Genomic DNA, 26,413 nt, shown 5'->3' on the forward strand with positions numbered 1-26,413 from the left:
CGTCATCCGCAGGTGAAGGAGGTTTCGAGCTGCAAGCGCTGGGGATCAGGACGCCGGCAGCCCGAAACTTGCGGTTGCTGTTACCAGCAAATACCTTCGGTACGGCCGCTCACACTGGTGGCCTTGGACATGAAGCCCACCAGGTCGACCACTTGCTTGCCGTGCGGTGCGTTATGGGCCAAGGCCCGGAACTTCTCGTCACGGTTGCCGAGGATGATCACGTCGGAGTTGTTGATCACATCGTCGAAGTCCGAGTTGAGCAGGGACGACACGTGCGGGATCTTGCCTTCGATGTAGTCCTTGTTCGCGCCGTGGACACGGGCGTACTCGACGTTGCTGTCGTAGATGCTCAGGTCGTAACCCTTGCCGATCAGCATTTCCGCCAGCTCCACCAGGGGGCTTTCGCGCAGGTCATCGGTGCCGGCCTTGAAGCTCAGGCCCAGCAGGGCGACTTTGCGTTTGTCGTGGCCGGCGACGATGTCGAAGGCGTTCTGCACCTGGGATTCGTTGCTGCGCATCAGCGAGTTGAGCAGCGGCGCTTCCACGTCCAGCGAGCCGGCGCGGTAGGTCAGGGCGCGCACGTCTTTGGGCAGGCACGAGCCGCCGAACGCGAAGCCCGGGCGCATGTAGTACTGGGACAGGTTGAGGGTCTTGTCCTGGCAGACCACTTCCATCACTTCGCGCCCGTCGACGCCGACTGCCTTGGCGATGTTGCCGATCTCGTTGGCGAAGGTCACCTTGGTGGCGTGCCACACGTTGCAGGTGTACTTGATCATTTCGGCAACGGCGATGTCCTTGCGGATGATCGGCGCGTCGAGTTCTTCGTACAGCGATTGCAGGACATCACCGGAGGCTTTGTCGAATTCGCCGATGACGGTCATCGGTGGCAGGTCGTAGTCGGCGATGGCGGTGGATTCACGCAGGAACTCCGGGTTGACCGCGACGCCGAAGTCGACGCCGGCTTTCTTGCCGGAGCAGTCTTCGAGGATCGGGATCACCACATTGGCCACGGTACCCGGCAATACGGTGCTGCGCACGACGATGGTGTGGCGGGTGGTCTTGTCACGCAGGACAAAGCCAATCTCGCGGCATACCGATTCGATGTAGTTGAGTTCCAGGTCGCCGTTTTTCTTGCTCGGCGTACCGACGCAAATCATCGACAGGTCGGTAGCGCGGATGGCTTCGGCGAAGTCGGTCGTACCGCGCAGTCGTCCGGTCTCGATACCCTGGCTCAGCAGCTCGCCCAGGCCCGGTTCAACGATCGGCGATTTGCCTGCGTTGATCAGGTCGATTTTTTCCTTGGAGATGTCTACGCCGACCACTTCATGGCCGCGGGCAGACAGGCAACCGGCACAGACTGCGCCAACGTAACCCAAACCAAATATGCTGATACGCATCGCATTTACCTCTGTATTAAATCATGCCATTAAATGGCCGGAGTTCATGTTTGCAAGCGTCACTGATGCCGCGAAAGTTAGGCGAATAGACGCCGACTTGCCGCGTGCAGGCATGTTGAATAACGAGTGACTAACTATTGCACTCAAGTTGTGCGCAACGTGGCCTTGTTATTGGTGCTTGCCCTGAAATGCAGCCGGCCTTCCTGGGAGAAGGGCCTGGCGCCAGTGCAACAGGGCCTTGATAAAAGGCTGTAAGCCTATAGTTATCAATGCCTTGGGTTGTAGCACTGACCCATTTGGGTAAGCACGGCCTTGGCCTTATAGTGTGTGGCAATCGATCCTTATCGCCGCTCTTAACTAATCGGTTGGTAATATGAGCCCAGAGTCAAAGTTTAATGTGACAACTTTGCTACTTCCGTTGGTCGCCATGTAAGTCATCTCTTACAGAAGCAGAGAATTCCGTTACCGGTGGTATGAGCGGTGCTTTAGGGCTAAGTTCCTGGCCGCTCATCCTGTTTCCGGAAATTTCTTGAAATATCAGCAAAGATGGCACTGGTACTATATTGATAGCACTTGCTATTTGGGCCAGTAGTTACGGGGAGTTGGCGCGCGGGAATAGTTTTGTGCCACTAGTGATTTAAAAAAGTGGTGCCACTACGAAAAAAAATGACGAATGTCGAGTGAAATATTTGTTAGAGATGCGTCAGGATATTTTTTGACGCCAAACAATTGACGATTCACGATGTGAAATGCAGACAAAAATGTGGGAGGGGGCTTGCCCCCGATGGCGGTGTGTCAGTCTATCCATGTATGACTGATCCCCCCATCGGGGGCAAGCCCCCTCCCACATTTGATCTTTAGCGTCTATGAGGGCGGAGCAGGGCCTTATTCCGGTGCGTGATCGCGCAGGAACACCAGGTTGTCCGGCTTGGACTGCTCGGCATTGAAGCGATAACCCTGCACATCGAACTGCTTGAGCTGGGCCGGGTCGTTGATACGCTCTTCGATCACGAAGCGGCTCATCATGCCCCGGGCCTTTTTCGCGTAGAAGCTGATGATCTTGTACTGGCCGTTCTTCAGGTCCTTGAACTCGGTATTGACGATCCGCGCATTCAGCGCCGTGCGCTTGACCGCCGAGAAGTACTCGTTGGATGCGAGGTTGAGCAGCACGTCATCGCCTTGTTCGGCCAGGGCTTGGTTGAGCCACTCGCTGATCCGGGTGCCCCAGAAGGCGTACAGGTCCTTGCCACGGGCGTTGGCCAGTTTGGTGCCCATCTCCAGGCGATACGGCATCATCAGGTCCAGGGGGCGCAGCAGGCCGTACAGGCCCGAGAGCATGCGCAGGTGGTCCTGGGCGTAGCTGAAGTCGGCGTCGCTGAAGGTGTCGGCGTTGAGGCCGGTGTACACGTCGCCCTTGAACGCCAGCAACGCCTGCTTGGCGTTGGCCGGTGTGAACGCCGGGGTCCAGCTGCCGAAGCGCGCGGCGTTGAGGCCGCCGATCTTGTCGGACACATGCATCAATTCGCTGATCTGCGCCGGGCTCAGGTGGCGCAGTTGCTCGATCAACTCCTGGGAATGGTCCAGGTACTGCGGCTGGGTAAAGCGCTGGGTCGCAGGCCTGGACTCGAAGTCGAGGGTCTTGGCGGGGGAAATCACCATCAGCATGAAGTTGGCTCCTGTAATCGTGCTTGTAACGTGGGCGGGATTCTAGGGGGTTGGGCACTTTGACTCCACCTATGATGGCGATAGGCGCGATCCGTTATGATGGCCGGTGATTCTGGAGAGGGAGACCCTGTGTGCGAATAGCGCTTTTATTGTCGGCGTGCCTGTTTTGCCTGAACGCCCACGCGGCGCCGGTGGACGTGGCCAGCCTGGATCGCGGCGTCTGGCCGGAAAAACTCAGCAGCCCTGCGCTGTTCGACGTGGCCTCGCGCGCTGAAATATTGATGTTCGCCCGCAGCCTGATCGGCAGCGAAGCCCTGGATGAAGCGGCGCTCAAACAGCGCCTGGGCCTGAAGATCATCAACCTGGCGGCCATCGACGATCTGCGTCGCCAGCTCTGGCGGCGCCTTCTGGAGAATTACACCGCTGCCCAGGAAAGTTGCGAGGAGGATGCGTCGTTCTGCTACCTGGTGGAAAACATGGACGACCTGCGCGAGCAGGCCGGCAAGTTCGAGGTCAGTGACAACTCCTTCTATATAGGCTGGGCCGGCCCGAGCCACAATTTCCACGAGCGTTACCTGGACGAGCTGCTGCGCAAAGCCGCGCTGTTCCCGCAGATCAGCAGCGAAATCGCACGTTTCGGTGACCATGAGCGCAATGGCGACGAATTCAACGACCGCCTGTTCCTGCTGACCTTCGACGGCGGCCCGGCACCGGTCAGCGGCAATACCGACTGGCTCACCGATTACCTGCGCAAGCAGAAGATGAACGCCACGTTCTTCGCCCTCGGCAGCAGCCTGCAAAACCGTGTGGAGCGCAGTTCCGTCGTGGATGTGCAGGCGCTGTATCAGGGGCAGTGCGTGGGCACTCAAGGTTGGCAGTACCGTTCCCACAGCCATTGGGTCGACTGGCAAAGTTCGATCATCCGCAGCGCCGCGCTGGCGCAGAACCTGATGCCGGAAAACTACGTGCCGCTGTTCCGTCCACCCTACGGCCAGCGCCGCGCGGACAGCCAGGGTTTCTTCCAGTCCCAGGGTTTGCAGGTGGCGTTGTGGGATATCGACTCCCAGGACGAGCCAGGCAAGCTCAAGGCCGATGAGTCGGCGCAGCGGGTGCTGACATTGATGTTGTTGTGGCGCAAAGGGGTGATTGTGTTTCACGACACCCAGGACAAGGCGCGGGTCGCATTGCCGATGGTATTGCAGGCAACGGCGCAAAGCGGGCTGGGTTGGCAGGACTGCCGGGAGGCGTTTCGCTGAAGAGGCTGAAGTGCCCGCTCCCGTTGGGGATGCGGCATTTTCGGGGTGATTTTGTACGATATTTCTATGCGGGCCGACTTCCGACTTTAACGGGGTAGCTGGCACTCGGCTAGTGCTATTCGTCATCCTGAAAAATAAACTTCAAAAAAACGTCAAAGTGCTTTTTCCTGTCATGGGTTTTGCGGTATTACGAAGTCAGATCGCCGAAACCTGCAACACAGGTGGCGTCTTCCAAGACTCCTCATGTGGGCACTGCACTTGACGTCACGCAAGGTGCAGTCGGTGGTCGAATCGAGGCGCAGCACTGTTGTGGTATTGCGTCGACTGGCTCCCACAAAGGTGACCGAGTATGGATGATCATGGACGTAACCCTTCTTCCGACCAGCCAATCCTTTATGTGCTTGATACCAACGTGCTGATCCACGATCCGAACGCTCTGCTTAACTTCGAAGAACACCACGTCGCCATCCCGATGATCGTGTTGGAGGAACTCGACAAACTCAAAAGCGGGCATCACAGCGTGGCCGCCGAATGTCGCCAGGCCATCCGCCTGATCGACAAAACCCTGGGTGAAGCGTCACCCGAGGACGTCGAAGTCGGCGTGCCGATCCAGCGCGGCAAAAGCGGGCCCAAGGGTTTGTTGTCGATTTTGATGAGCAAGCGCAGCGAGCCCAACAGCCTGCTGCCGGAAAACCTCAACGACAACAAAATCATCAACCAATTGATCGACCTGCACGCTCGTGACAAGGACATGCGCGTGGTGCTGGTGACCAAAGACATCAATATGCGCCTCAAGGCACGAGCGTGTGGGATCGCTGCCGAGGACTACAGTACCGACCAACTGGTCGACGACGTGTCGATGCTGTCCCGTGGTTATCACACCATGACCGGCTCGTTCTGGGACCGCGTCAGCAAGGTTGAAACCCGTCAGGACCACGGTCGCACCTGGCACCAGGTGCAACTGATCGACAACCTGCCGGCGGTACACGTCAACGAGTTCATCATCGACGAACAGGGCTTCGTGGGCTGGATCAAAGAGATCCAGGTCGACAGGCTGCTGATCCTCGACCTGCATCAGGAACCCCTGTTGCATCAGGAAGCCTGGGGCCTGAAACCGCGTGATATCTACCAGAGCCTGGCGCTGTATGCGCTGCTCGACCCGGACATCCACCTGGTCAACCTGACCGGTGCCGCCGGCTCGGGCAAAACCATCCTGGCCCTGGCGGCCGCCATCGAACAGACCATGGTGACCAAACGCTATCGCCGCATCATCGCCACCCGAAGCGTGCAGGGCCTGGACCAGGAAATCGGTTTCCTGCCCGGCACCGAAGCGGAAAAAATGGAGCCGTGGCTGGGGGCGATCACCGACAACCTCGAAGCTTTGCACATGGATGACGAAAACACCCATGGCAGCGTCGACTACATCCTCAGCAAAGTGCCGTTGCAGTTCAAATCCCTCAATTACATCCGAGGTCGCAGCTTCCAGCAGAGCCTGATTTTGATCGATGAGTGCCAGAACCTCACGCCGCACCAGATGAAAACCATCATCACCCGTGCCGGCGCCGGTTCCAAAGTGGTGTGCCTGGGCAACCTGGCGCAGATCGACACCCCTTACCTGTCCGCGACCAGCTCCGGGCTGACTTACCTGACGGAACGCTTCAAAGACTTCCCGAACGGCGTGCATATCGCGCTGCAGGGAGTTCCACGTTCGATCCTGGCCGAATACGCCGAATCTCACTTGTAAACGCGGTCCATGTAGGAGCGAGCTTGCTCGCGAAGAGTGTCTACGATAACGCGGGGTCTCTGGAGCCCCGCGTTGTTCTTTGGTTTTTCGCGAGCAAGCTCGCTCCTACAGGGTTTACAATCGACGCTCCTGATCAGGAGTATCCCTGTGCTGACTCATCTCGATTCCCAAGGTCGCGCCCATATGGTCGACGTCACCGACAAGTCCGTGACGTTCCGAGAGGCGGTGGCTGAAGCGCGGGTGCGTATGCTGCCCGAGACACTGAAAATGATTGTCGATGGTGCCCATCCCAAGGGCGATGTGTTTGCCGTGGCCCGTATCGCCGGGATCCAGGCGGCGAAAAAAACCAGTGATTTGATCCCCTTGTGCCATCCGCTGATGTTGACCGGCGTCAAGGTCGAACTGAGCGCCGAGGGCATAGACTCCGTGCACATCGTGGCGCGCTGCAAACTCTCGGGCCAGACCGGCGTAGAGATGGAAGCGCTGACGGCCGCCAGTGTCGCTGCGTTGACCATCTACGACATGTGCAAGGCCGTGGACCGCGGCATGACCATCGAAAACATCCGCCTGCTGGAAAAGCTCGGCGGGAAAAGCGGGCATTTCAAGGCGGACCAGGCATGAGCATCAACGTACTGTTTTTTGCCCGCTACGGCGAAACGATCGGCCTGGATTCCCTGGAGATGGAAGGCGACTTCGCCACCGTCGACGCGGTGCGCCAGGCATTGGTTGGCGATCCGGGCTTTGACGTGCTCAACGAGACCAGCTTGATGTGCGCGCGCAATCAGGAAATGTGCAGCGTCGACGAGCCGCTCGAAGCCGGTGATGAAGTCGCCTTCTTCCCACCCGTGACCGGAGGCTGAGCATGGCCATCCGTGTGCAGCCCGCGCCGTTTGACCCCGGCGCCGAAGTCAACGCGATGCACGCTGCCAATGTCGGCGTCGGCGCGGTGGTGAGTTTTGTCGGCTATGTCCGCGACTTCAATGACGGCCACGACGTGGCGGGGATGTTCCTGGAGCATTACCCCGGCATGACCGAAAAGGCCCTGGCCAAGATCGCCGTGGAAGCCGAACAACGCTGGCCGCTGCTCAAGCTGGAAGTGCTGCACCGCATCGGCGCGTTGGAACCGGGCGAGCCCATCGTCTTCGTCGCCGCTGCTAGCGCGCATCGTCAGGCTGCGTTTGATGCCTGCGCGTTTGTGATGGACTACCTGAAGACCCGTGCGCCGTTCTGGAAGAAAGAAAGCACCAGCGAAGGTGCGCGTTGGGTGGACGGGCGCGACAGCGACCACGCCGCAGCGGATCGCTGGAAGTAGCCAGCCGAACACCTATCTCAAAATCAGCTGAAATCAAATGTGGGAGGGGGCAAGCCCCCGATAGCAGTGGGTCAGTTGGCAAATTCTGCGACTGACACTCCGCTATCGGGGGCTTGCCCCCTCCCACATGTTTGACCGCATTTGAGCTTAGGGGCGTTTGCGTTCTACAGCCCGGAGCAAGTGCGTCGGCGGTGTCTCGCAGCTGATCTTGCGGCCCAGCAGCGTCTCGATCGACGGCAACTGATACGAGTCATCCTCCCCGGCAAAGCTGATCGACACGCCCGCTGCCCCGGCACGGCCGGTACGGCCAATACGGTGTACGTAGTCGTCGGGCATTTCGGGCAGGGTGAAGTTGATCACATGGCTGATGCCGTCGATGTGAATCCCGCGCCCGGCCACGTCGGTGGCCACCAGCACGCGGATCTTGCCTTCGCGAAAGCCTTCCAGGGTCTTGATGCGCTTGTGCTGCGGCACGTCGCCTGACAGTTGCGCGGCGTTGACGCCATCACGCACCAAGCGCTCTTCGATACGGCGCACTTCGTCCTTGCGGTTGGCAAACACCATCACGCGCTCCCAACCGTTGTCGTTGATCAGGTTGTAGAGCAGCTTGTACTTGTCGGCACCGGCCACGGCGTAGATGTGTTGCTCGACGTTTTCGCTGGCGACGTTCAGTGCCTCGATCTCGACGATGGACGGCTCGGTGGTCCACTGCTTGGCGAGGTTCATCACGTCTTCGGTGAAGGTCGCGGAGAACAGCAGGGTCTGGCGCTCGTTTTTCGGCGGGGTCTGGCGAATGATCTGGCGTACTTGCGGGATAAAACCCATGTCGAGCATGCGGTCGGCTTCGTCCAGCACCATCACTTCGACCATGTCCAGGTGTACGTCGCCGCGCTGGTTGAAGTCGAGCAGGCGGCCCGGAGTGGCGACCAGGATGTCGCAGTGGCGCGCTTCGAGGTGCTTGAGCTGCTTGTCGAAGTCCATGCCACCGACAAACGTCATGACGTTGAGGCCGGTGTACTTGGTCAGGTCGGCGGCGTCCTTGGCGATCTGCACCACCAGCTCGCGGGTCGGGGCGATGATCAGCGCGCGCGGCTCACCCATGTAGCGTTCTTTCGGCGGCGGCGTTTGCAGCAGTTGGGTGATGATCGAGATCAGGAACGCGGCGGTCTTGCCGGTGCCGGTCTGGGCGCGGCCGATGGCGTCTTTGCCGGCCAGGGTGAAGCCCAGCACCTGCGCCTGGATCGGTGTGCAGTACGGGAAGCCCAGGTCCTGGATGGCGTGCATCAGTTCCGGTGCGAGCTTGAAATCGTGGAAGCGGGTTTTGCCTTCCTGGGGTTCGACGACGAAATCTTCGAGTTTCCACGGCGTGACGGGCGGCTTGGGCGCGCGTTCACGGCGTGCGGCTTTTGGCGCAGGCGCAGGCGCGGTTGCCGCAGCGGCTTCGGCCGGTTTCGGCGGTTCGGTTGGCGTCACCTCGAGCGGTTTCGGCGCGGTCACAGGCGCGGCCAGGCCAGGCTGTTTACCGTCGTGGCGGCTGCCGGGTGTCGGGACGGGAGCACTGGGAACTGGCGCGAGCGGCTCAGCCTCGCTTTTGCCGAACATCTTCTTGAGTGCTTTGAGCACGGTGATCTCATTAATTGGTTAAGGAATATACGCCGGCCAGTGTAATGCAAGAATCGGGCGCGGCGTAGTGCGTCTGTCATGTGGCTAAATAAACGGCGGTGTTCAGCGCAGTCGTTCGGCCAACCACGTACCGATATCGCTGATCTCTTCAGGTAACACTTCGTGACCCATTGGGTATTCCTGCCATGTCACGGTGACACCACGGGTCTTCAAGTGCTCGTAAGCGCTGCGTCCCATTGCGTTCTGCACCACCTCGTCGTACTGGCCATGCAGGCAAAGGACCGGAATGCGCTGCTGACTGGCGGATAATTCCAGCTCGTCGTCGAAGGTCGGCGCATAAGTGGAGAGGGCAATCACGCCACCCAAGGCGCCTTGCCATTTATGGAAAGCGGTGTGGTACACCACGGCGCCACCCTGGGAGAAACCCGCCAGGAAAATCCGCGAGGCGTCTATTCCGCTGCTTTTTTGTTCCTTGATCAAATCCGTGACCATTTTGGCCGACTCTTTCAGCTCTTCCAGGCTGATGGACCGCGCCGGGCTCATCGCCCTGATGTCGTACCAACTGGGCATCTCATAGCCGCCGTTGATGGTCACCGGGCGGGTCGGTGCTTGAGGCAGGACGAAGCGGGTGGTCAGCAGGTTTTCCTGCAGCGCTTGGGCCACCGGCTGGAAGTCGTAGCGATCGGCACCCAGGCCATGCAGCCAGATTACGCAGGCGTCTGCAGGCTTGGTGGGCTGAAGAATCAAGGGGTTGCTCATGTCTGCTCCATTAATGTGCGTGCGCTCCGATTGGGTGCGACGGAACGGTGCGCAATAGTTTGATCTGTTACGAGAATGTCGCAAGGTTGAATCTTTTGCCATTGACCTTGGGCTGAATCGACTCAGCAGCCACTCTGGTACGCGCTTTGCTATGTGTAGGTCGATGTCAGATCTTTCCTGGGACGGTAACACTATCAGTGACTGCCGTTTGTGGGATAGCAACTGGAATTACTGCGACTGCCTCATGCTGCTTGACCCTAATAAAAGCCAACACGGGTCGATATCGCCTCATAAGGGTGCGCTGAGGTTCTAGCTCCGACACAACAAGAGCAACTGGAGGTTTGAATGAAGGTATTGAAATCCACCCTGGCCATCGTTTCCGCGGCCGCTGTATTGGGTGTCAGTGGTTTCGCCCAAGCCGGCGCCACCCTGGACGCCGTGCAGAAGAAAGGCTTTGTGCAATGTGGCGTGAGTGACGGCTTGCCGGGTTTCTCGGTACCGGATGCCAGCGGCAAGATCCTCGGGATCGACGCTGACTTCTGCCGCGCGGTAGCCGCTGCTGTGTTCGGCGACGCGACCAAGGTCAAATTCAGCCAGTTGAACGCCAAGGAGCGTTTCACCGCGCTTCAATCCGGCGAAGTCGACATTCTGTCCCGTAACACCACCATGACCAGCTCCCGCGATGCGGGCATGGGCCTGAAATTCCCCGGCTTCATCACTTACTACGACGGCATCGGCTTTCTGGTAAACAACAAGCTGGGCGTTAAAAGTGCCAAGGAACTGGACGGTGCAACCATCTGCATCCAGGCCGGTACCACCACCGAGCTGAACGTTTCCGACTACTTCCGTGGCAACGGTCTGAAATACACCCCGATCACCTTCGACACCTCCGACGAAAGCGCCAAGTCGCTGGAGTCCGGGCGTTGCGACGTGCTGACCTCCGACAAGTCCCAACTGTTCGCCCAGCGCAGCAAGTTGGCCTCGCCGAAAGACTACGTGGTTCTGCCGGAAACCATTTCCAAGGAACCGCTGGGCCCGGTCGTGCGTAATGGCGACGACGAGTGGCTGGCCATCGTGCGCTGGGTTGGCTACGCCATGCTCAACGCGGAAGAAGCCGGTATCACTTCCAAAAACGTCGAAGCTGAAGCCAAGTCCACCAAGAACCCGGACGTTGCGCGTCTGCTCGGTGCCGACGGCGAATACGGCAAAGACCTGAAAGTGAAGAAAGACTGGGTCGTACAGATCGTCAAGCAGGTCGGCAACTACGGTGAAGTGTTCGAGAAAAACCTCGGCAAGAGCACGCCACTGGAAATCGACCGTGGCCTGAACGCGCTGTGGAACAACGGCGGCATTCAATACGCACCCCCTGTGCGCTGATCGCTGATGGTTCTATCACCCGGTGGGCCAACCGCCGGGTGATGTTCTGTTCCATTCTTTCCGGGGCACTTCATGCAAAATAAAATCGGCGCACCAAAGCAGAAGCTCAGCTTCAGCGATCCCAAAGTGCGTGCGTGGCTCTTCCAGATCATCACGATTGTGGCGGTGGTCTCGCTGGGCTGGTACCTCTTCAACAATACCCAGACCAACCTTCAACACCGGGGCATTACCTCGGGCTTCGACTTTCTTGAGCGCAGTGCCGGCTTCGGCATCGCGCAGCACCTGATCGACTACACCGAATCGGACAGCTATGCCCGGGTGTTTGTGATCGGGCTGCTCAATACTTTGCTGGTGACCGTGATCGGCGTGGTCCTGGCGACCCTGCTCGGGTTCATCATCGGCGTGGCCCGCTTGTCGCCCAACTGGATGATCAACAAGCTGGCGACGGTGTACGTGGAAGTGTTCCGCAACATCCCGCCGTTGCTGCAAATCCTGTTCTGGTACTTCGCGGTGTTCCTGACCATGCCGGGGCCACGCAACAGCCATAACTTCGGCGACACGTTCTTCGTCAGCAGCCGTGGCCTGAACATGCCGGCCGCGCTGGCCGCCGACGGGTTCTGGCCGTTCGTGGTCAGCGTGGTCGTGGCCATCGTGGCCGTCGTGCTGATGACCCGCTGGGCCAACAAGCGCTTTGAAGCGACCGGTGTTCCCTTCCACAAGTTCTGGGCGGGTCTGGCGCTGTTCATCGTGATCCCGGCATTGTGCGCCTTGGTCTTCGGCGCGCCGTTGCACTGGGAAATGCCCAAGCTGCAAGGCTTCAACTTCGTCGGCGGCTGGGTACTGATCCCTGAACTGTTGGCGCTGACCCTGGCGCTGACCGTGTACACCGCGGCGTTTATCGCCGAGATCGTGCGCTCGGGCATCAAGTCCGTCAGCCACGGCCAGACCGAAGCCGCACGCTCCCTGGGCCTGCGCCCCGGGCCGACGCTGCGCAAGGTCATCATCCCGCAAGCCCTGCGGGTGATCATTCCGCCGCTGACCAGCCAATACCTGAACCTGGCGAAAAACTCGTCGTTGGCCGCCGGTATCGGTTACCCGGAAATGGTTTCGCTGTTTGCCGGCACGGTGCTCAACCAGACCGGCCAGGCCATCGAAGTCATTGCCATCACCATGAGCGTGTACCTGGCGATCAGCATCAGCATTTCCCTGCTGATGAACTGGTACAACAAGCGCATTGCGCTGATCGAGCGGTGAGGAAACGAGCATGAGTTCGCATACGTTCAAACCTGATATGCCACCGCCGAGCAAAGTCTTCGGGCCGATGGCATGGATGCGCGCCAACCTGTTTTCCAGCTGGCTCAACACCTTGCTGACCTTGTTGGCGTTTTACCTGATCTACCTGGTCGTGCCGCCGATCCTGCACTGGGCCATTCTCGACGCCAACTGGGTCGGGACCACTCGCGCCGACTGCACCAAAGAAGGCGCCTGCTGGGTGTTTATCCAACAGCGCTTCGGGCAGTTCATGTACGGCTACTACCCCGGCGACCTGCGCTGGCGCGTAGACCTGACCGTGTGGTTGGCCATCGTGGGCGTGGCGCCGTTGTTCATCTCGCGTTTTCCACGCAAGGCGATCTACGGCCTGGGCTTTCTGGTGTTGTACCCGATCATTGCCTTCTTCCTGTTGCGTGGCGGCATTTTCGGCCTGACCAGCGTGGCCACCAGCCAATGGGGCGGCCTGATGCTGACCCTGGTCATCGCCACCGTCGGCATCGCCGGTGCCTTGCCGCTGGGGATTGTGCTGGCGCTGGGGCGGCGTTCGAACATGCCGGCGATTCGTGTGGTCTGCGTGACCTTCATCGAATTCTGGCGCGGCGTGCCGTTGATCACGGTGCTGTTCATGTCCTCGGTGATGCTGCCGTTGTTCCTGCCCGAAGGCATGGGCATCGACAAGCTGCTGCGGGCGTTGATCGGCGTGATCCTGTTCCAGTCGGCCTACGTGGCGGAAGTGGTGCGCGGTGGCTTGCAGGCGATTCCCAAAGGTCAGTACGAAGCGGCCGCGGCGATGGGCCTGGGTTACTGGCGCAGCATGGGCCTGGTGATTCTGCCGCAAGCCCTGAAGATGGTGATCCCCGGCATCGTCAACACGTTTATCGCGCTGTTCAAGGACACCAGCCTGGTGATCATCATCGGTTTGTTCGACCTGCTCAACAGCGTCAAGCAAGCCGCCGCCGACCCAAAATGGTTGGGCATGGCCACTGAAGGCTACGTGTTCGCCGCCCTGGTGTTCTGGATTTTCTGTTTTGGTATGTCGCGCTATTCCATTCATTTGGAACATAAGCTCGACACAGGCCACAAGCGTTAGGAGTTGATGTTATGAGCGAAGCGATCAAACAGCCTGTGAGCCCTGAAGGCATTATCCAGATGCAGGGCGTGAACAAGTGGTACGGCCAGTTCCACGTATTGAAAGACATCAACCTCAACGTCAAGCAGGGCGAGCGTATCGTGCTGTGCGGCCCGTCGGGTTCGGGCAAGTCCACCACCATCCGCTGCCTCAACCGCCTGGAAGAACACCAGCAGGGCCGCATCGTGGTCGATGGCGTGGAGCTGACCAACGACCTCAAGCAGATCGAAGCGATCCGCCGCGAAGTCGGCATGGTGTTCCAGCACTTCAACCTGTTCCCGCACCTGACCATCCTGCAGAACTGCACGTTGGCACCGATGTGGGTGCGCAAGATGCCCAAGCGCAAGGCCGAAGAAATCGCCATGCACTACCTGGAGCGCGTGCGTATCCCGGAGCAGGCCCACAAGTTTCCGGGGCAACTCTCCGGCGGCCAGCAACAGCGCGTGGCGATTGCCCGGGCGCTGTGCATGAAACCGAAAATCATGCTGTTCGACGAACCGACCTCGGCCCTCGACCCGGAAATGGTCAAGGAAGTGCTCGACACCATGATCGGCCTGGCCGAAGACGGCATGACCATGTTGTGCGTGACCCACGAAATGGGCTTCGCCCGTACCGTGGCCAACCGCGTGATCTTCATGGACAAGGGCGAGATCGTGGAACAGGCGGCGCCGAATGACTTCTTCGACAACCCGCAGAATGACCGGACCAAGTTGTTCTTGAGCCAGATTCTGCATTGATCGATGGTTGATGCTTGAAGCGATAAACCCGGCACCAGGCCGGGTTTATTTTTGCCTGCTGTTTTTACGCGGACGCTTGAGTTGCAAGCTGCGCATCTTTTGCGATCAGCAGATGGTTCAGGTCTTCGCCGGCATTGAGTGCCTCTATTTCGGCCAATAGATGCGGATGTTTATCCAGTAGACGCATCAATGTGAGCAGTGGCGCGGGCGGAAAGATCTCAGCCCTTTCGTAGCGGGAAAATGCGTTATGGCCGCGGCCGGTCAATAGCCTCACCGCGTCTTTCTGCGTCAGATGCAATTTGCGGCGAATTCGTTTCATTTCGGCGGCGATGATTGTCCTGGCATCCATTAACAACTTATCGCTGGCATCGGAATAACGCTCTGCGCTATCGGTGTCCGAATCGAATTCGACCTCGTGACAGGCCTGGCATTCCCAGCCTGCAATATCAGGGATATCCCGGATCATGCCGCGTGTGTTGATCGTGAAGTTGCGACCTTCGAAATGCTGCATTGCGTCATGGGTTCCGCAGCTCACGCATTGTTGGGTTTTCATAAGGTTTTCTCCTTGAAGGAGATTACGGGAGGACCACCACCTGGGCGGTAAGTCACTTTGATGTAAATCTCCGTAGCGTAAATCTTGATCAGATAGACGTCCTGCCACACACGGTGGTCTGAATAGGTCGTCATTGACTTGTACAACATTCGATTCTCAAGGGCGCAGACCGCGAGTCGCATCTGGCCGATGTTCAACTCAAGTTGTCGAGCCGCCTCCCGCGCGCTTGCGGTGAATGCTCTGCTACCCAACCTGATGACATCCGCCTTTATCACCGCCAAATCGTAATGAGGTGTGTACTTTTCCATAAGACACCTAAGGCTGAAATTACCCTTTAAGGGTAATTTTAACAATCGAAAATACTGCTCCGTTTCCCTGCCTGAAAACCCTAGTGCGTTGCCTTTGTAGACAAGTCCGAATAGGCTGTAGGTAAATTCATCCTATGATTGGACGAAAGCGCAAACCTCATGACAGACATCTCCCCGCTGATCAAACGCTCCCTGGTCGACCAAGCCCTCGAGCAGCTGCGCCAGCGCATCACCCAAGGCACGTGGGCCATCGGCGAGCGCCTGCCCACCGAGCCTGAGCTGGCGGCGGAACTGGGCATCAGCCGCAATACCGTGCGCGAGGCCATGCGGGTGCTGGCATTCTCTGGATTGATCGAGGTCCGCCAGGGCGACGGCAGTTACCTGCGTTCGATGACGGACCCGCTGGGCGCCATGCGCGCGTTATCCCATTGCAGCCTGGAACAGGCGCAGGAGACGCGGCAGATCCTGGAAGTGGAGGCCATCGGTCTGGCCGTCCTGCGTCGCACCGAGCAAGACCTGCACCGGTTGCTCGAGGCGCTTGATGCCAGCGCCGCGCTGTATCACGGTGAGCTGGAGGCCTACATCAGCGCCGATCTGGTATTCCACCAACGGCTGGTGGACGCGGCGCACAACCCGGCGTTGAGCGAGTTGTACCGGTACTTTTCCAGCATCATCGGCGCGCAACTGCGCCAGACCCTGAACATCTCGCCGCGTCGCCAGGCGGTGTTCGACCTGCACACCGCCTTGCTTGATGCCGTAGCGCAGCAAGACCCGGAGCGCGCCAAATCCCTTTGCCGGCAGTTGATCAATGAACCCTGACGCCCCACGCACGCCTGAGTTGGAAGAATTGCTGATCGACGCCGAGGCCGACGACGATGCAGTCCAGCACAGCCCCCCGCCGACGAGCCGGCCATGGCTGTTGCTGCTGGGCCTGGTGCTGGTGGCGCTGAACCTGCGCCCGGCGCTGTCGAGCCTGTCGCCGCTGCTCAGTGAGGTCTCGGCCAGCCTGGGCTTGTCGGCGGCCAGGGCCGGTCTGCTGACCACCTTGCCGGTGCTGTGCCTGGGCCTGTTCGCGCCGCTGGCGCCGCTCCTCGCTCGGCGCTTCGGTGCCGAGCGGGTGGTGCTGGGGATCTTGTTGACGCTGGCCGGCGGTATTCTGCTGCGCAGTGCGTTCGGTGAGGTCGGGTTGTTTGTTGGCAGCCTGATCGCCGGGGCCAGCATCGGCATCATCGGCGTGTTGTTGCCCGGTATCGTCAAGCGCGACTTCGCCAGGCAGGCGGGCGCGATGACTGGGGTCTACACCATGGCGCTGTGCCTGGGCGCGGCGTTGGCGGCGGGGGCCTCGGTGCCCTTGAGCGACTCCTTCGGCAACCGTTGGAGCATCGGGTTGGGCTTCTGGATGGTGCCGGCGTTGCTGGCCGCGCTGTGCTGGTTGCCGCAAGTCGGGCAGAAGCACGGCGCGCATCGCGTCGCCTACCGGGTGAAGGGCTTGCTGCGCGATCCGCTGGCCTGGCAAGTGACCTTGTACATGGGTCTGCAATCGTCCCTGGCCTACATCGTGTTCGGCTGGGTGCCGTCGATCCTCATCGACCGCGGCCTGAGCGCCACCGATGCCGGGCTGGCGCTGTCCGGTTCGATCATCGTGCAACTGCTCAGCGCCCTCACCGCGCCTTGGCTGGCCACGCGCGGCAAGGACCAGCGCCTGGCCATCGTGGTGGTGATGCTGCTGACCCTCGGCGGGCTGATGGGCTGCCTGTACGCGCCCCTCGACGGGCTGTGGGGCTGGGCGATTCTGCTGGGCCTGGGGCAGGGTGGTACGTTCAGCCTGGCGCTGACCTTGATCGTGCTGCGCTCGCGGGATGCCCACGTGGCCGCCAACCTGTCGAGCATGGCCCAGGGCTTCGGTTACACCCTGGCCTCCCTGGGCCCGCTCGCGGTGGGCCTGATTCACGACTGGACCGGCGGCTGGGCCGCCACCGGCTGGGTCTTCGCGGTGATCGGCCTGGGCGCCATCGTCGCCGGCCTCGGTGCGGGGCGCGCGCGGTACGTCGAGGTCAGCAGCGAGAAAGTCTAGAGGTACTCCACCTCCAGCGTCGCCGAACCGTCCATGAGGATGTCGGTACTCAGGTCCAGATTCTGTTTGGCGTTGATCACCGTCTCCAGGCTCAGCGTGCTGGTCAGGTTCTGGATCGCCATGGGGCCGGCGGTGCTGCCCGCGGTGTCGGTGAAGCCCAGCAGGCTCTTGGCGCCGATGTTGATCGGGTTGCGGTTGGCCGCGCGCCAGGCCACGCCGCCGGTGGTGGACTCGGTGCCGTAGACCTCGGCCACGCCACCCACCACGGTCTGCTGCGGATCGAACGTCAGCGAGTACACGCCGATCTTGTTCGCGCTCTTGTCCAGGCCCAACCCGTAATAAATCTCGCTGTTGACGTGGGCCGAGCCGTCGCGGTTGTCGTGCATGCGCAAGGCATAACGCACCGGGCCGTTGCAGATCACCGTCAGGTTCAGGGACTTGATCGGCAGCCGCGTGCCGGTCGTGAGGTTGAGGTCTTGCTGGGCGATCTTGCCGAAATCCACCACGCCGTTGGCCGACAGGCTTGGCGCGCAGGACACCGGGATGATCCGGCCGTTGACGTTCAGGTCGACGGGGGCGGCGGCCTGCGCCGGTTGGCTGAACAACAGGGGCACGAGGATCAGGTAGCGAGCAATCATGGGAGGCTCCGAGGGGCTTAGAAGTAGGTGATTTCCAGGGTCGCCGAACCGTCGAGCCGCACTTCGCTGCGCAGGTCCAGGCTGTCGAGCGGCGCGATGAAGGCTTTCAGGCTGAGTAATGCGCTGAGGTTTTGCAGGGCATTCGGGCCTTCGGTGCTGCCGGCCGTGGCGGTAAACCCGAGGAGGCTGCGCGCGCCCAAGGGGATCGCGCTGGCGCTGGCGCTGCTCCAGGCGGCGCCGCCCGTGGTCGAGTCGGTGCGATACAGCTGGGACAGGTTGTCGGCGCTGGCCCGGGCGGGGTCGACCAGCAGGTAATAACGGCCGACTTTCTGCCCGCGTGCATCCAGGCCCAGGCCGTAGGCGGTTTCATCGATGCCGCCGGTGGCTGAGCCGGCGCGGTTGTCGTGCATGACCAGGGCAAACGGAGTCGGGCCGTCACAGCTGACCGTGAGGCTCAGCGCGCGGGCGGGCAGGGCGGTGTCTTTGTCGCGGTGCAAGTCGCTGACCGACAACTTGCCGAAGTCCACCGTGCCGTTGTTGGTCAGGGTGGGCGTGCAGGCCGTCGGTGCGAAGCGCGCTTGCAGCTGCAATTCCCGTGAACGCCCGGAGGTGGGCGCGTCCACCTGCGCCGAGGCTTCCCAGGTTTCGGCATCGCGCACGCGGATCGCTTCGTCCCGCGCCCACGCACTCACCTGCAGTTGCGCGGCAAAACTGCGCCCGGTGGCGGGCTGGCCGTCGTGCAGCGGGACGATGCCGTGGTCGGCGCGCCAGGCCAGGCTCGTGCCGATTTGCGCGGGCGCCTGGCCTGGGCCGGCGAGCAAGCCGAGTTGCACCGCGTGGCCATCGAGCACCGCGTCATGCACTTGCACGCGGTAACTGCCGCCGTCGCCCAAGCGCAAGCGCTCGGTGCCGGCAGCCAGGGCGCGGTAGAACAGGCTCATGTCAGCCGGTTGCGGGCAGTTCAAGGTCAAGGACAGGCGCCGTTCGCCGAGCAGGTGTTCCGCTGCCGGTGCTGACGCGACGGCGCGGTTCATCAGGCCAAAATCCAGGCGCGATTCGCTCAGGTCCAGGCGGCAGTCGTTCTCGGCCAGGGCCGTGCCGGCGAACAGCAGCAGGGCTGCCAGGCTGTGTTGAAGCTTCATATTGGGGTCCTCAAGGTCGCTGGCAGCGGGCCGGTGCGGTTTCGAAATACACGTGGGGGTCGGCCTTGGCCGGCAGTTCAAAGCGCAAGTGGCAGCGCGGCTGGTCAGGGGCCTTGATCCATAGCGGGCGGGTGTCGAGCACGTCGGGCAAGAACACTTGGTTGCCTTCCTGGACCAGGGTGATGAACTCGCCGTCCTCCGTGGTCACGGTCGAGCCGCGTGGCATCGGGGTGTCCAGGGTCAGCAGCGCACGCCGGGTGAGCGACACGCCGAACTCGATGCGGTCCACCGCGCCGCGGCCTGCCGATACCACCGCAAGCCCGTTGTGGATGTCGGCATTGCGCGGCAGCGAACGGGTGTGGACTTCCAGCGGGCTGCGCCCATAGGCGCTGAGCTGAGGCGCCACGGCCTGGCCTTGCCAGTCGGTCCACACCGGGCCGCTGGGGGTGTTGACCTTGATCCCGGGCATGTCGCCCACCGCCAGCACGGCAAAGGTGTCGCGCACCGGGTAGGGCGAGAACGTCAACCCGTCGGCGTGCAGCACCATCCCGCCGCGTGCGCCGCCCTGGTAGCTGGAGCGTTCGGCGTCAGCGCGCGTGTAGTTGAAGTCCAACTGGCTGTAGAACGGCAGGGCCGACACGCCCAGGGACGATTCGACTTCGCGGTCGCGGGTGTCATGTTCGACGCCGACGCGATACGCCAAGTGGTCGTTGATCTGCTCGTTGAGCCCCATCCCGGTGCGGTGCTCGCCGCCGGAATTGCGCACCCAGGCGCGGCCACGGCGGCTTTCGCCGAGGGGCAGGCTGACCGTCAGGTACAGGCTGTCGTCGTTGTAACGACGCCCGCCCATGTGCCATTCGGCGGTGGTGGAAATCGACATACCGGCGACCTGCGTACCCCAGGAGGCGAGGGCGCGGCTGCTGCTGTCGCCCTGGAACGAGGACGAACGGGAAACCCCCGCGCTGAAGGCGCCCAGCCACGGGTGCGACCACGAGCTGGTGGCGCTCTGCTGGTCGCGGTAACGCGCGCGTTGCTGCTCGCGGGTGTCGGCGATGTAGGTTGATTCGGTGAGGTCGCGGTAGCCCTGGGTGCGCCAGGAATTGGCTGCCGTGAAGGCCCAGCGCTCACTCAGTTTGTGCGACCACGACAGGTCGGTCTGCACCCCGCGTTCCTGGGTGCGCCGCGAGGCTTCGGAGGCGACCACGGCCACTTGCACCTGACTGTCAGGCAGCGGCAACAGGCCCAGGCTCAGGCCCGCCGAGCGATAATCCGCGGCCGCCAACAGCCCGCTGCCGAAGCTGAGCTGCGGATGCGGCGCGGCGCTCCAGCCGGCGCTCAGCACCCAGGGTTCGGCGCCCGGGCCGTCGCCGATATTGCGCACCCGCCCGGCCGCCACCGAGTAGCCGGGCGCGGGCAGCCCCAGGCCGAGCATGGCGGCGGGTACGGTAAAGCGCCGTTCCTCGCCGGTGCTTTCCTTGACGGTGACTTCGACGTCGGAGCGCCCGTTGAGGCGCGGCACATTGCTCAAGCTGAACGGGCCGGCGGGCACCACTGTGGAGTGAATCAACGCGCCGTTCTGGCGCACTTCCACCTGCGCCGGGCCGTTGGCGATGCCGTTGATGGTCGCGCCCTGGTTCTGATCCTGCAGGGCCTGTTCGGTGAGCACCTGCACGCCGGTGATTGGCGCACCCGCGAGCACCGGGTTGTAGAGGTTGATCTGCCCGGCCTGCAACACCGCCTGGTGGCTGGCGAAGGTGCGCTGGGCGTAGGCGTCCAGATGGGTGGTGCTTGAGCGGCTGTCCTGCCAGGTCTGTACCTGGCGGCTGCGCACGATCCAGTCGCCGGCATTGAAGCCGACCTCGGTATTGGCCGAGCCAAAGCGGCTGGAATCATCGCGGTAATGGTTGTACAGGCCGCTCACGTCGTAGTTGAGCAGCGCCGCGAAACCGCCGGTCTGATAGCCGGAAATGTCCTGGGTGAGCGGGCGCAGCGCCTGGGTGGGCACCACCAGGTTCAGGCTCAGGTTGGCTGGGTCGTGCTCGACCACGGTCTGTGGGTATTGCTCGAGAAAGGCATAACAACTGCTTTCTTCTGCCGGGCCCGAAGACGGTGTCACCAACTGCGCGGCGTCCAGCAGCGGCGGGTCGAAGCATGTGGCGCCGTGCTGATCCACGCTGACATCGACGCGCCCGCGCCGCTGGCCGTTGACCGTCAGGTTGAGCGCATGGCGCCCCTGGGTAAAACGCGGGGTCTGCATCAGCAGGCTGGCGAGTTCGGGATCGATGCCGCGCTGGAGCAGGGTCTGTGGATCAAACGAACCTGTCGACGACTGCTCTGCCCATGCCAGGTTCGTCAGCAACCCCTGACTGAGCGTCAGCACCAGTAATGCCAGGCGCGGTGAAACGCCGGGCACGGCTTTGCCGTCACGGTAATGGATGACTGTGTTCACACAAATGCACTCGGATGATGGAAGTACCCGGCGTGATTCCCTATCGCGTCAGGTCTTCCCGGTGGCCTTCAGTGGGTGGCCACTTCGTGATAGTGGCGCCGTCGTGTCCCTGGGCGCCGTTGCATCACAGGCTTATGGGCGCGTCGTGGGGCGCGACCGCAAAGCCATACACTGTGGCCGGTTGCAGGCGCACGCTGGTGGCGCCGGCGCCGGCGCCGCTGGCGGTGACGGTCAGCGTTTCACCGGGCAGCACATAGGTGCGCGGCAGCATCGCCGAAGCATTGCCGGGCAGCAGTTGCAGCTCCTGGGCCAGGCGCACCACATACGGGGACGGGTTGTGGACGCTGAGCTGGTCGGCTTTCAAGGTCCATTGCAGGCCCAGCCACGGCGTGCGATTTGGCGCCAGCCCCTTGGGATGAATGATCACCGGCAGGTTCTGCCGCACGGTCACGCCCACTTGCGCGCGCCCGAGCTGGGCCGGGTCGCGCTGGGCGGGCATGCCCTCGAAAATCACCCGTTTGAGGCGCTGGGTTTGCAGCGGCGCCTGGGTTTGCAGGATGAAGCGCACCAACTGGCTCTTGGACGCCTCGACGCGGGTCAGGGGTGGAGTCACGAACAGCAGCGTGTCGCTGTCCTCGGGGATGTTTTCGAGGGTGACGTGCAGCAAGGCCATTTTGGTGTCGGTGTTGGTGACCGAGACCGTGGCCTCGCCATCGGCCTCGTTGACGATCACCACCGAGGTGTCCGGGACCATGCCGTCGGCACGCGCGACGGTTGCACCGAGTACGGCCAGTGCCACGCAGCAGAGACGCGGCAGCCAGCGCCAAACGGAAAAAAACGAGTTCATAACAGGGCTCTTCTATACAGGGCGCTTCAAATGGGCCGACATGCGCGCGGTGGGTGACCGGGGCGCCGACGGCACGGTGTCAGAGGTAACGCAGGTCCAGCGTGATCGAGCCATCGAGGGGCACCTCTTCGTGGAGCGTCAAGGTGTTGGCCGGGCTGATCGAGGTGTCGACCCGCAGGGACGCCACCAATTGCCGGATCGGCGCGGGCAGCGTATCGCCGGCCCGGGCAAAGCCCATCAACAGACGCGGGTACATGTTAGGTTCGGGCTTCCAGCTAGCCCCCTGGTCGGATGAGGTCAGGGTTTGCATCGGCTGCGAATCGCCTACCGGGCCGCGCAACGACAGGCTGACCGACCCGAGGCGTTCGTCGGGGGCATGGGGGTTCATGCCCAGCCCATAAAAATAATCCGGCGCCAGCGATGACTCGCGCTTGTTGTCGATGCCCACCAGGGCGAACAACACCAGGCCTTCGCAACTGATGCTCAAGCCCATCTGCTGGTTCGGCAGCACGGTGAACTCACTCGGATGCAACGTCGTCGCCAGGATCTTGTCGTGGTCGACAAGGCCGTTGTCCGACAGCGATACGCTGCACGCGCTGGGGGTGATTCGCCCGTTGACGTCCAACTCCACGCTCGAGAGCGCGAAGGCCAAGGGCGCTGCCGCCAACAGAAGGGTGAGGGCCGGCAAGCGAGTAAGCAGGTTCATGGCTTGAGTTACCTGGTGTTGAACGGGTGGTACGGGCATCGGGCAAGGCGGTGGCGTTACAGGTAGAGGACTTCGACCGTGACCGAACCGTCGATCACCGTGTCTTCGGTAATCGTCAGACCCTGGGCCGGCAGGATGAATGGCTTGACCGAGAGCGCCACCTGCGTGTTCTGGGCCGGCACAGGCACCCGCGGTGCGCCGATCTCTTGGATCGAGATCCATCGATTGGTCTGCCATCCCGTGTCTGCCCCATAAGAGTTCCAGGTGGCGCCGTTGTCCGCCGACTGGATAAGCCTGACGGAGTTGCTATCGGCGACGCCCTGGTCGAGGAACATGACGTAGCCGCCAATACGCTGACCGGCACTGGTCTTACCGATGCCATATTCGATGATGCTGTTTGCCGAGTCGGTGCGGTTGTCGGTGGCCGTCAGGGCAAACAGGGTCGAGGCTTCGCAGTCGATGCCCATCTGCAGGGTGACCGGGGTGAGTTGGGTCCGGGTGTCCAGGTTAAGGTCCTTGACCGAGACTCGGCCGACGTCGATGGTCTCGGCCGACAGGCTCGGCATGCACGCCGAGGGCACAATCAGGCCCTTGACGGTCAGGTCAACGGTGGAGGCGGCGAGCACCGGGAAAGCGCAGCCGATCAGTACGCCGGTAACGCTGGTACGCAGTAGCTTTTTCATGACGGGTGAAGCTCCAGGGATGGATAGGAATACAGGGGGTCCAGGGGGACAGGGGGTTACGCTGTTACAGGTACTTCATCTCAAGGGTCGCGTGCCCGTCGACGAGGACTTCGTCGGTGAGGGTCAGGCCATCGGCGCGGGCAATTCGGGTGTAGAGCACAATGTCTGCGTCGAAGATCGTCACGGCCATTGGCTGAGTGGGGTTGTCCATTGCGGCAACCGCGAGCAGGTTGAGGTGGCCCAACTGCGTACCGGGGGTCCACGTGGTACCGCCATCCAGCGACACGATGGTTCGCACGGCCATGGTGTCCGCCATGGGGTTGCTCAAACTCAGCGAAACGCTGCCCAGTTTCTCGTCGTTGGGGGTCGTGCCCAGGCCGTGGTGGTTGGGGATCACCGATGTGCCGTGGCGGTTGTCGATGGTGGTCATGGCGAAGAGCGTCGAGCCTTCGCACCGCACGTTCAGGTGCAGGGTGTTGCGCGGCAGCAACGTGTCTCGGTCTTGGTTGAGGTCGCGCACGGTCACCTTTCCGTGGTCGATGGTGCCGCCTTCAGCCAAGCCCGGCGTGCAGGCTTTGGGCGTAATTACGCCGCTCACGCTCAGCTCGGCCTGGCTGCTGGCTAAAGCGCTGGGCACGTTCGCCAGCAGCAGACTCGCCAACAATGCGGGGAAATATTTATCCATGAAATGAACAACCTCTCTGGGCAATGCCCTGCGTGGATGATGAGTTACAGGTACTTGACCTCGATCGTGGCGGAGCCGTCGATCAGCACTTCGTTGCTCAAGTCCAGGCTGTTGGCGGCGGCGATCTGGGTGTCGATCACCAGCTCGCTGATCACGTTCTTGATCGGGATCGGCTTGGGATCCTGACCGTTCGACCTGTCGCCAAACGCCGCCATGTACGGGTTTTGCCAAACCACATCGTCAATGGCTTGCCAGCTCACGCCATCCAATGACTCGATGGGCTCGACGGCGACGTTGTCGGCCACCGGATTTCTCAGGGAGAGCCAGAACGTGCCGATTTTCTGCAGGTTGTTGATCAGGCCCAGGCCGTAGCCGAAACCGTAGATTGACGACCCGGCGCGGTTGTCGGTGGTGCGCAACGCAAACAGGGTTGCGGCCTCGCAGTCCACATTGAGTTGCAGCCTGGCGGTGGGCAGGCTGGTCGGGCTGTCGAGGTTGAGGTCTTTTACCGAGACCTTACCGTGATCCACCACACCACTGGCGGACAACGTCGGTGTACAGGCGCTTGGGGTAATCACGCCTTTGACGGTCAATTCCACGGTACTGGCGGCGAAGGTCATACCGCTGCCGACAAGGGCGATGACGGCGGTGAATGCGGCTAAGGGCTTTTTCATGTGATCGAGCTTCCGATGCAAAACTGATTGCCGAGGGGCAAAGGGGGACCCGTCGGTAACTAGGTGGCGACCGCCTGGAGTGGCCGGTCGCGTCCCGCTCTGGGGATGCCGGGCAATCTATCGGGGGGAGGGCGTCGGGCAAATACAACAAATACGACAATGGGCGGATGTCGCACACGCCCAATCGACTTGTCGGAACTCGTTTTTTTGTGTGTAGGAAATATAAGGGTTTCGTAGTTGTTGTATCGCGCAGGCGGCCTAATTCAAATAGCGTTCCGGCCGATACATCTTCACAGCACATTCGAACAGCCAGGCGTGTTGCGTGCCGTACCCGGTACCTATGTCGGCGGATGTTCTGTCGGCCATTGAGGTTGCCGTTCCCCGCGCCGTGCGCTTATTGAATTTGAGGTAGTCATGTCATCAGGCCCTATCCCAGGCGACCGAGCAGGGGATGACCTGGCCGCACAGCCGGCGTCAACCCGGCATTGGCGTGAGCTCAAGGTGTTGTTGGTAGACGATCATCCCGCGTATTGCCTGCTGATGGGCGCGATGCTGGAGCGGCTGGGGCTGGCATTTGCAGTGTGCGCGCACGGCCAGGCTGCCCTGGCGATTCTGGACGTCAGCCGCGCCGACCTGATTTTCAGCGACTGCCAAATGCCGGTGATGGATGGCTATGCCATGACCCGCGAACTGCGCCGCCGCGAACTGCGCGACGGCACGGAGCGCGTGCCGGTCATCGCGTTCACCGGCAAGCTGGGCGCGCGCGAAATCCAGCAGTGCCAGGCTGCGGGCATGGATGCCTGGCTGGCCAAACCGGTGACCTTTCAACAACTGCGCCAAGTCCTCGGCGACTGGCTGCCCGGCCCGCGTATCAGCGAGACCGCGCAGCCGGTCACGGCGGTGGAGGGGCGCTGGCCGAGTCGCGGCCGGTTGGGGCAACTGTTCGGCTGCAGCGAGGCGCTGCCCGGTATCCTGGCGAGCCTGGTGTATGAGGCCGAGCTCGATCTGCATGCGCTGGCCCAGGCCACCGACGGCCTGCAAGCGCAGGCCACGGTCGAGCATTTGCACCGCTTGATCGGCAGCGTGGCGTTCTTCGGCGCCACACCGCTGGAAATGCGCGGTCATCAGTTGATCGAGGCGATCAACCGCGACGGCGTGGCCATGCACCTTCAGCGCTTGCTCGCCTTGCGCAGCGACTTGATGGGGTATCTGAAATATTTGTCGCTGTTAGGAAAAGGATGACAGCTAAGACCGATGGCTTCTGTAGGTCTTCAGAGTGGGCAATTTCCTTTTTTTCTGTGGGGTAAAATTCTGCTCCCAGGGATTGCTGGGCTATCTGCCATTACGGCGTTTGGGGGCGGTTGTTGCCGATCCGATCCGGGA

General features: G+C 61.6%; 26 protein-coding genes. 12 read left to right on the top strand and 14 right to left on the bottom strand.

Annotation, left to right across the window (positions count from 1 at the left end; all coding sequences use genetic code 11):
• Positions 1-80 precede the first annotated feature (80 nt).
• Complete coding sequence (locus PverR02_RS05325) at positions 81-1,397, bottom strand: nucleotide sugar dehydrogenase (RefSeq protein WP_079442893.1); 1,317 nt, start codon at positions 1,395-1,397, stop codon at positions 81-83.
• An 885-nt stretch (positions 1,398-2,282) separates the two neighbouring features.
• On the bottom strand, positions 2,283-3,062 hold the full coding sequence (gene yaaA, locus PverR02_RS05330) for a peroxide stress protein YaaA (protein ID WP_046384625.1): 780 nt from the start codon (positions 3,060-3,062) through the stop codon (positions 2,283-2,285).
• A gap of 131 nt (positions 3,063-3,193) precedes the next feature.
• Here yaaA and PverR02_RS05335 point away from each other — a divergent pair, with 131 nt between their 5' ends.
• The 5 genes from PverR02_RS05335 to moaE all read left to right on the top strand — a co-directional run bounded on the left by PverR02_RS05335 (position 3,194) and on the right by moaE (position 7,374).
• A complete protein-coding gene (locus PverR02_RS05335) occupies positions 3,194-4,318 on the top strand; it encodes a polysaccharide deacetylase family protein (protein WP_079442894.1) in 1,125 nt (374 codons plus the stop codon).
• A gap of 349 nt (positions 4,319-4,667) precedes the next feature.
• Positions 4,668-6,062, top strand: a complete 1,395-nt coding sequence (locus PverR02_RS05340; RefSeq protein ID WP_017848644.1) for a PhoH family protein — start codon at positions 4,668-4,670, stop codon at positions 6,060-6,062.
• Between the two features lie 147 nt (positions 6,063-6,209).
• Positions 6,210-6,683 carry a cyclic pyranopterin monophosphate synthase MoaC gene (gene moaC, locus PverR02_RS05345; protein WP_046384623.1) on the top strand — a complete coding sequence of 158 codons (474 nt, stop codon included), beginning with the start codon at positions 6,210-6,212 and terminating at the stop codon, positions 6,681-6,683.
• Positions 6,680-6,922, top strand: coding sequence for a MoaD/ThiS family protein (locus PverR02_RS05350; protein ID WP_046384622.1), 243 nt, complete (start codon positions 6,680-6,682; stop codon positions 6,920-6,922). Before moaC ends, PverR02_RS05350 begins: the two co-directional genes overlap by 4 nt.
• 2 nt (positions 6,923-6,924) lie before the next feature.
• Positions 6,925-7,374, top strand: a complete 450-nt coding sequence (moaE, locus tag PverR02_RS05355) for a molybdopterin synthase catalytic subunit MoaE (RefSeq protein WP_017848647.1) — start codon at positions 6,925-6,927, stop codon at positions 7,372-7,374.
• A 147-nt stretch (positions 7,375-7,521) separates the two neighbouring features.
• Here moaE and rhlB read toward each other — a convergent pair whose 3' ends face one another.
• Both rhlB and PverR02_RS05365 read right to left on the bottom strand, forming a co-directional pair.
• Complete coding sequence (gene rhlB, locus PverR02_RS05360; protein ID WP_046488650.1) at positions 7,522-9,003, bottom strand: ATP-dependent RNA helicase RhlB; 1,482 nt, start codon at positions 9,001-9,003, stop codon at positions 7,522-7,524.
• 96 nt (positions 9,004-9,099) lie between these two features.
• Positions 9,100-9,756 carry an alpha/beta hydrolase gene (locus PverR02_RS05365; RefSeq protein WP_017848649.1) on the bottom strand — a complete coding sequence of 219 codons (657 nt, stop codon included), beginning with the start codon at positions 9,754-9,756 and terminating at the stop codon, positions 9,100-9,102.
• Positions 9,757-10,101: 345 nt separating this feature from the next.
• On the opposite strand from PverR02_RS05365, the gene PverR02_RS05370 reads away from it, so the two are divergent.
• The 4 genes from PverR02_RS05370 (at position 10,102) to PverR02_RS05385 (ending at position 14,271) form a co-directional block, all read left to right on the top strand.
• Entirely contained in the window at positions 10,102-11,133 is a 1,032-nt protein-coding gene (locus tag PverR02_RS05370; protein WP_010564018.1) for an amino acid ABC transporter substrate-binding protein, read from the top strand.
• A gap of 72 nt (positions 11,134-11,205) precedes the next feature.
• The gene (locus tag PverR02_RS05375; protein ID WP_079442895.1) at positions 11,206-12,387 is read left to right on the top strand and encodes an amino acid ABC transporter permease; all 1,182 of its coding nucleotides are present in this window, start codon (positions 11,206-11,208) and stop codon (positions 12,385-12,387) included.
• A 10-nt stretch (positions 12,388-12,397) separates the two neighbouring features.
• Positions 12,398-13,495: an amino acid ABC transporter permease gene (locus PverR02_RS05380; protein ID WP_017848652.1), complete on the top strand. Its 1,098-nt coding sequence runs from the start codon at positions 12,398-12,400 to the stop codon at positions 13,493-13,495.
• A gap of 11 nt (positions 13,496-13,506) precedes the next feature.
• Positions 13,507-14,271 (top strand): amino acid ABC transporter ATP-binding protein, encoded by a 765-nt coding sequence (locus PverR02_RS05385; RefSeq protein ID WP_003171943.1) that lies wholly within the window; start codon positions 13,507-13,509, stop codon positions 14,269-14,271.
• Positions 14,272-14,335: 64 nt separating this feature from the next.
• Here PverR02_RS05385 and PverR02_RS05390 read toward each other — a convergent pair whose 3' ends face one another.
• Positions 14,336-14,824 (bottom strand): type II toxin-antitoxin system MqsA family antitoxin, encoded by a 489-nt coding sequence (locus PverR02_RS05390; RefSeq protein ID WP_046384619.1) that lies wholly within the window; start codon positions 14,822-14,824, stop codon positions 14,336-14,338.
• The gene (locus tag PverR02_RS05395; RefSeq protein ID WP_017848654.1) at positions 14,821-15,132 is read right to left on the bottom strand and encodes a type II toxin-antitoxin system MqsR family toxin; all 312 of its coding nucleotides are present in this window, start codon (positions 15,130-15,132) and stop codon (positions 14,821-14,823) included. Before PverR02_RS05395 ends, PverR02_RS05390 begins: the two co-directional genes overlap by 4 nt.
• 159 nt (positions 15,133-15,291) lie before the next feature.
• Here PverR02_RS05395 and PverR02_RS05400 point away from each other — a divergent pair, with 159 nt between their 5' ends.
• Both PverR02_RS05400 and PverR02_RS05405 read left to right on the top strand, forming a co-directional pair.
• Positions 15,292-15,951: a FadR/GntR family transcriptional regulator gene (locus tag PverR02_RS05400; RefSeq protein WP_079442896.1), complete on the top strand. Its 660-nt coding sequence runs from the start codon at positions 15,292-15,294 to the stop codon at positions 15,949-15,951.
• Positions 15,941-17,206 (top strand): CynX/NimT family MFS transporter, encoded by a 1,266-nt coding sequence (locus tag PverR02_RS05405; RefSeq protein WP_079442897.1) that lies wholly within the window; start codon positions 15,941-15,943, stop codon positions 17,204-17,206. The genes PverR02_RS05400 and PverR02_RS05405 overlap by 11 nt, the downstream gene beginning before the upstream one ends.
• Here PverR02_RS05405 and PverR02_RS05410 read toward each other — a convergent pair.
• The 8 genes from PverR02_RS05410 to PverR02_RS05445 form a co-directional block, all read right to left on the bottom strand.
• A complete protein-coding gene (locus PverR02_RS05410; RefSeq protein ID WP_079442898.1) occupies positions 17,203-17,844 on the bottom strand; it encodes a DUF1120 domain-containing protein in 642 nt (213 codons plus the stop codon). The genes PverR02_RS05405 and PverR02_RS05410 overlap by 4 nt on opposite strands.
• A gap of 17 nt (positions 17,845-17,861) precedes the next feature.
• The gene (locus tag PverR02_RS05415; protein WP_079442899.1) at positions 17,862-18,986 is read right to left on the bottom strand and encodes a DUF1120 domain-containing protein; all 1,125 of its coding nucleotides are present in this window, start codon (positions 18,984-18,986) and stop codon (positions 17,862-17,864) included.
• Positions 18,987-18,996: 10 nt separating this feature from the next.
• Positions 18,997-21,435 (bottom strand): fimbria/pilus outer membrane usher protein, encoded by a 2,439-nt coding sequence (locus tag PverR02_RS05420; protein ID WP_079442900.1) that lies wholly within the window; start codon positions 21,433-21,435, stop codon positions 18,997-18,999.
• A 124-nt stretch (positions 21,436-21,559) separates the two neighbouring features.
• Positions 21,560-22,282 carry a fimbria/pilus chaperone family protein gene (locus tag PverR02_RS05425; protein ID WP_017848660.1) on the bottom strand — a complete coding sequence of 241 codons (723 nt, stop codon included), beginning with the start codon at positions 22,280-22,282 and terminating at the stop codon, positions 21,560-21,562.
• A gap of 79 nt (positions 22,283-22,361) precedes the next feature.
• The gene (locus tag PverR02_RS05430; RefSeq protein ID WP_017848661.1) at positions 22,362-22,988 is read right to left on the bottom strand and encodes a DUF1120 domain-containing protein; all 627 of its coding nucleotides are present in this window, start codon (positions 22,986-22,988) and stop codon (positions 22,362-22,364) included.
• Between the two features lie 56 nt (positions 22,989-23,044).
• Positions 23,045-23,671: a DUF1120 domain-containing protein gene (locus PverR02_RS05435; RefSeq protein ID WP_017848662.1), complete on the bottom strand. Its 627-nt coding sequence runs from the start codon at positions 23,669-23,671 to the stop codon at positions 23,045-23,047.
• A 64-nt stretch (positions 23,672-23,735) separates the two neighbouring features.
• Positions 23,736-24,356: a DUF1120 domain-containing protein gene (locus tag PverR02_RS05440; RefSeq protein ID WP_079442901.1), complete on the bottom strand. Its 621-nt coding sequence runs from the start codon at positions 24,354-24,356 to the stop codon at positions 23,736-23,738.
• A 44-nt stretch (positions 24,357-24,400) separates the two neighbouring features.
• Positions 24,401-25,030 carry a DUF1120 domain-containing protein gene (locus PverR02_RS05445; RefSeq protein WP_017848664.1) on the bottom strand — a complete coding sequence of 210 codons (630 nt, stop codon included), beginning with the start codon at positions 25,028-25,030 and terminating at the stop codon, positions 24,401-24,403.
• 414 nt (positions 25,031-25,444) lie between these two features.
• Between PverR02_RS05445 and PverR02_RS05450 the strand changes: the two genes are divergently transcribed.
• Positions 25,445-26,272 carry a response regulator gene (locus PverR02_RS05450; RefSeq protein WP_186351966.1) on the top strand — a complete coding sequence of 276 codons (828 nt, stop codon included), beginning with the start codon at positions 25,445-25,447 and terminating at the stop codon, positions 26,270-26,272.
• Positions 26,273-26,413: the final 141 nt, after the last annotated feature.

The organism is Pseudomonas veronii (assembly GCF_002028325.1).
Lineage (GTDB): Bacteria > Pseudomonadota > Gammaproteobacteria > Pseudomonadales > Pseudomonadaceae > Aquipseudomonas > Aquipseudomonas veronii.

Coding starts and splice junctions, on each gene's coding strand:
- PverR02_RS05385 (WP_003171943.1), top strand. CDS start 13,507: ATGAGCGAAGCGATCAAACAGCCTGTGAGCCCTGAAGGCATTATCCAG.
- PverR02_RS05430 (WP_017848661.1), bottom strand. CDS start 22,988: ATGAACCTGCTTACTCGCTTGCCGGCCCTCACCCTTCTGTTGGCGGCA.
- PverR02_RS05380 (WP_017848652.1), top strand. CDS start 12,398: ATGAGTTCGCATACGTTCAAACCTGATATGCCACCGCCGAGCAAAGTC.
- PverR02_RS05400 (WP_079442896.1), top strand. CDS start 15,292: ATGACAGACATCTCCCCGCTGATCAAACGCTCCCTGGTCGACCAAGCC.
- PverR02_RS05365 (WP_017848649.1), bottom strand. CDS start 9,756: ATGAGCAACCCCTTGATTCTTCAGCCCACCAAGCCTGCAGACGCCTGC.
- PverR02_RS05435 (WP_017848662.1), bottom strand. CDS start 23,671: ATGAAAAAGCTACTGCGTACCAGCGTTACCGGCGTACTGATCGGCTGC.
- PverR02_RS05415 (WP_079442899.1), bottom strand. CDS start 18,986: ATGAAGCTTCAACACAGCCTGGCAGCCCTGCTGCTGTTCGCCGGCACG.
- PverR02_RS05340 (WP_017848644.1), top strand. CDS start 4,668: ATGGATGATCATGGACGTAACCCTTCTTCCGACCAGCCAATCCTTTAT.
- PverR02_RS05405 (WP_079442897.1), top strand. CDS start 15,941: ATGAACCCTGACGCCCCACGCACGCCTGAGTTGGAAGAATTGCTGATC.
- PverR02_RS05350 (WP_046384622.1), top strand. CDS start 6,680: ATGAGCATCAACGTACTGTTTTTTGCCCGCTACGGCGAAACGATCGGC.
- PverR02_RS05445 (WP_017848664.1), bottom strand. CDS start 25,030: ATGAAAAAGCCCTTAGCCGCATTCACCGCCGTCATCGCCCTTGTCGGC.
- PverR02_RS05440 (WP_079442901.1), bottom strand. CDS start 24,356: ATGGATAAATATTTCCCCGCATTGTTGGCGAGTCTGCTGCTGGCGAAC.
- moaE (WP_017848647.1), top strand. CDS start 6,925: ATGGCCATCCGTGTGCAGCCCGCGCCGTTTGACCCCGGCGCCGAAGTC.
- yaaA (WP_046384625.1), bottom strand. CDS start 3,062: ATGCTGATGGTGATTTCCCCCGCCAAGACCCTCGACTTCGAGTCCAGG.
- PverR02_RS05375 (WP_079442895.1), top strand. CDS start 11,206: ATGCAAAATAAAATCGGCGCACCAAAGCAGAAGCTCAGCTTCAGCGAT.
- PverR02_RS05425 (WP_017848660.1), bottom strand. CDS start 22,282: ATGAACTCGTTTTTTTCCGTTTGGCGCTGGCTGCCGCGTCTCTGCTGC.
- PverR02_RS05370 (WP_010564018.1), top strand. CDS start 10,102: ATGAAGGTATTGAAATCCACCCTGGCCATCGTTTCCGCGGCCGCTGTA.
- PverR02_RS05390 (WP_046384619.1), bottom strand. CDS start 14,824: ATGAAAACCCAACAATGCGTGAGCTGCGGAACCCATGACGCAATGCAG.
- PverR02_RS05410 (WP_079442898.1), bottom strand. CDS start 17,844: ATGATTGCTCGCTACCTGATCCTCGTGCCCCTGTTGTTCAGCCAACCG.
- PverR02_RS05325 (WP_079442893.1), bottom strand. CDS start 1,397: ATGCGTATCAGCATATTTGGTTTGGGTTACGTTGGCGCAGTCTGTGCC.
- PverR02_RS05395 (WP_017848654.1), bottom strand. CDS start 15,132: ATGGAAAAGTACACACCTCATTACGATTTGGCGGTGATAAAGGCGGAT.
- PverR02_RS05450 (WP_186351966.1), top strand. CDS start 25,445: ATGTCATCAGGCCCTATCCCAGGCGACCGAGCAGGGGATGACCTGGCC.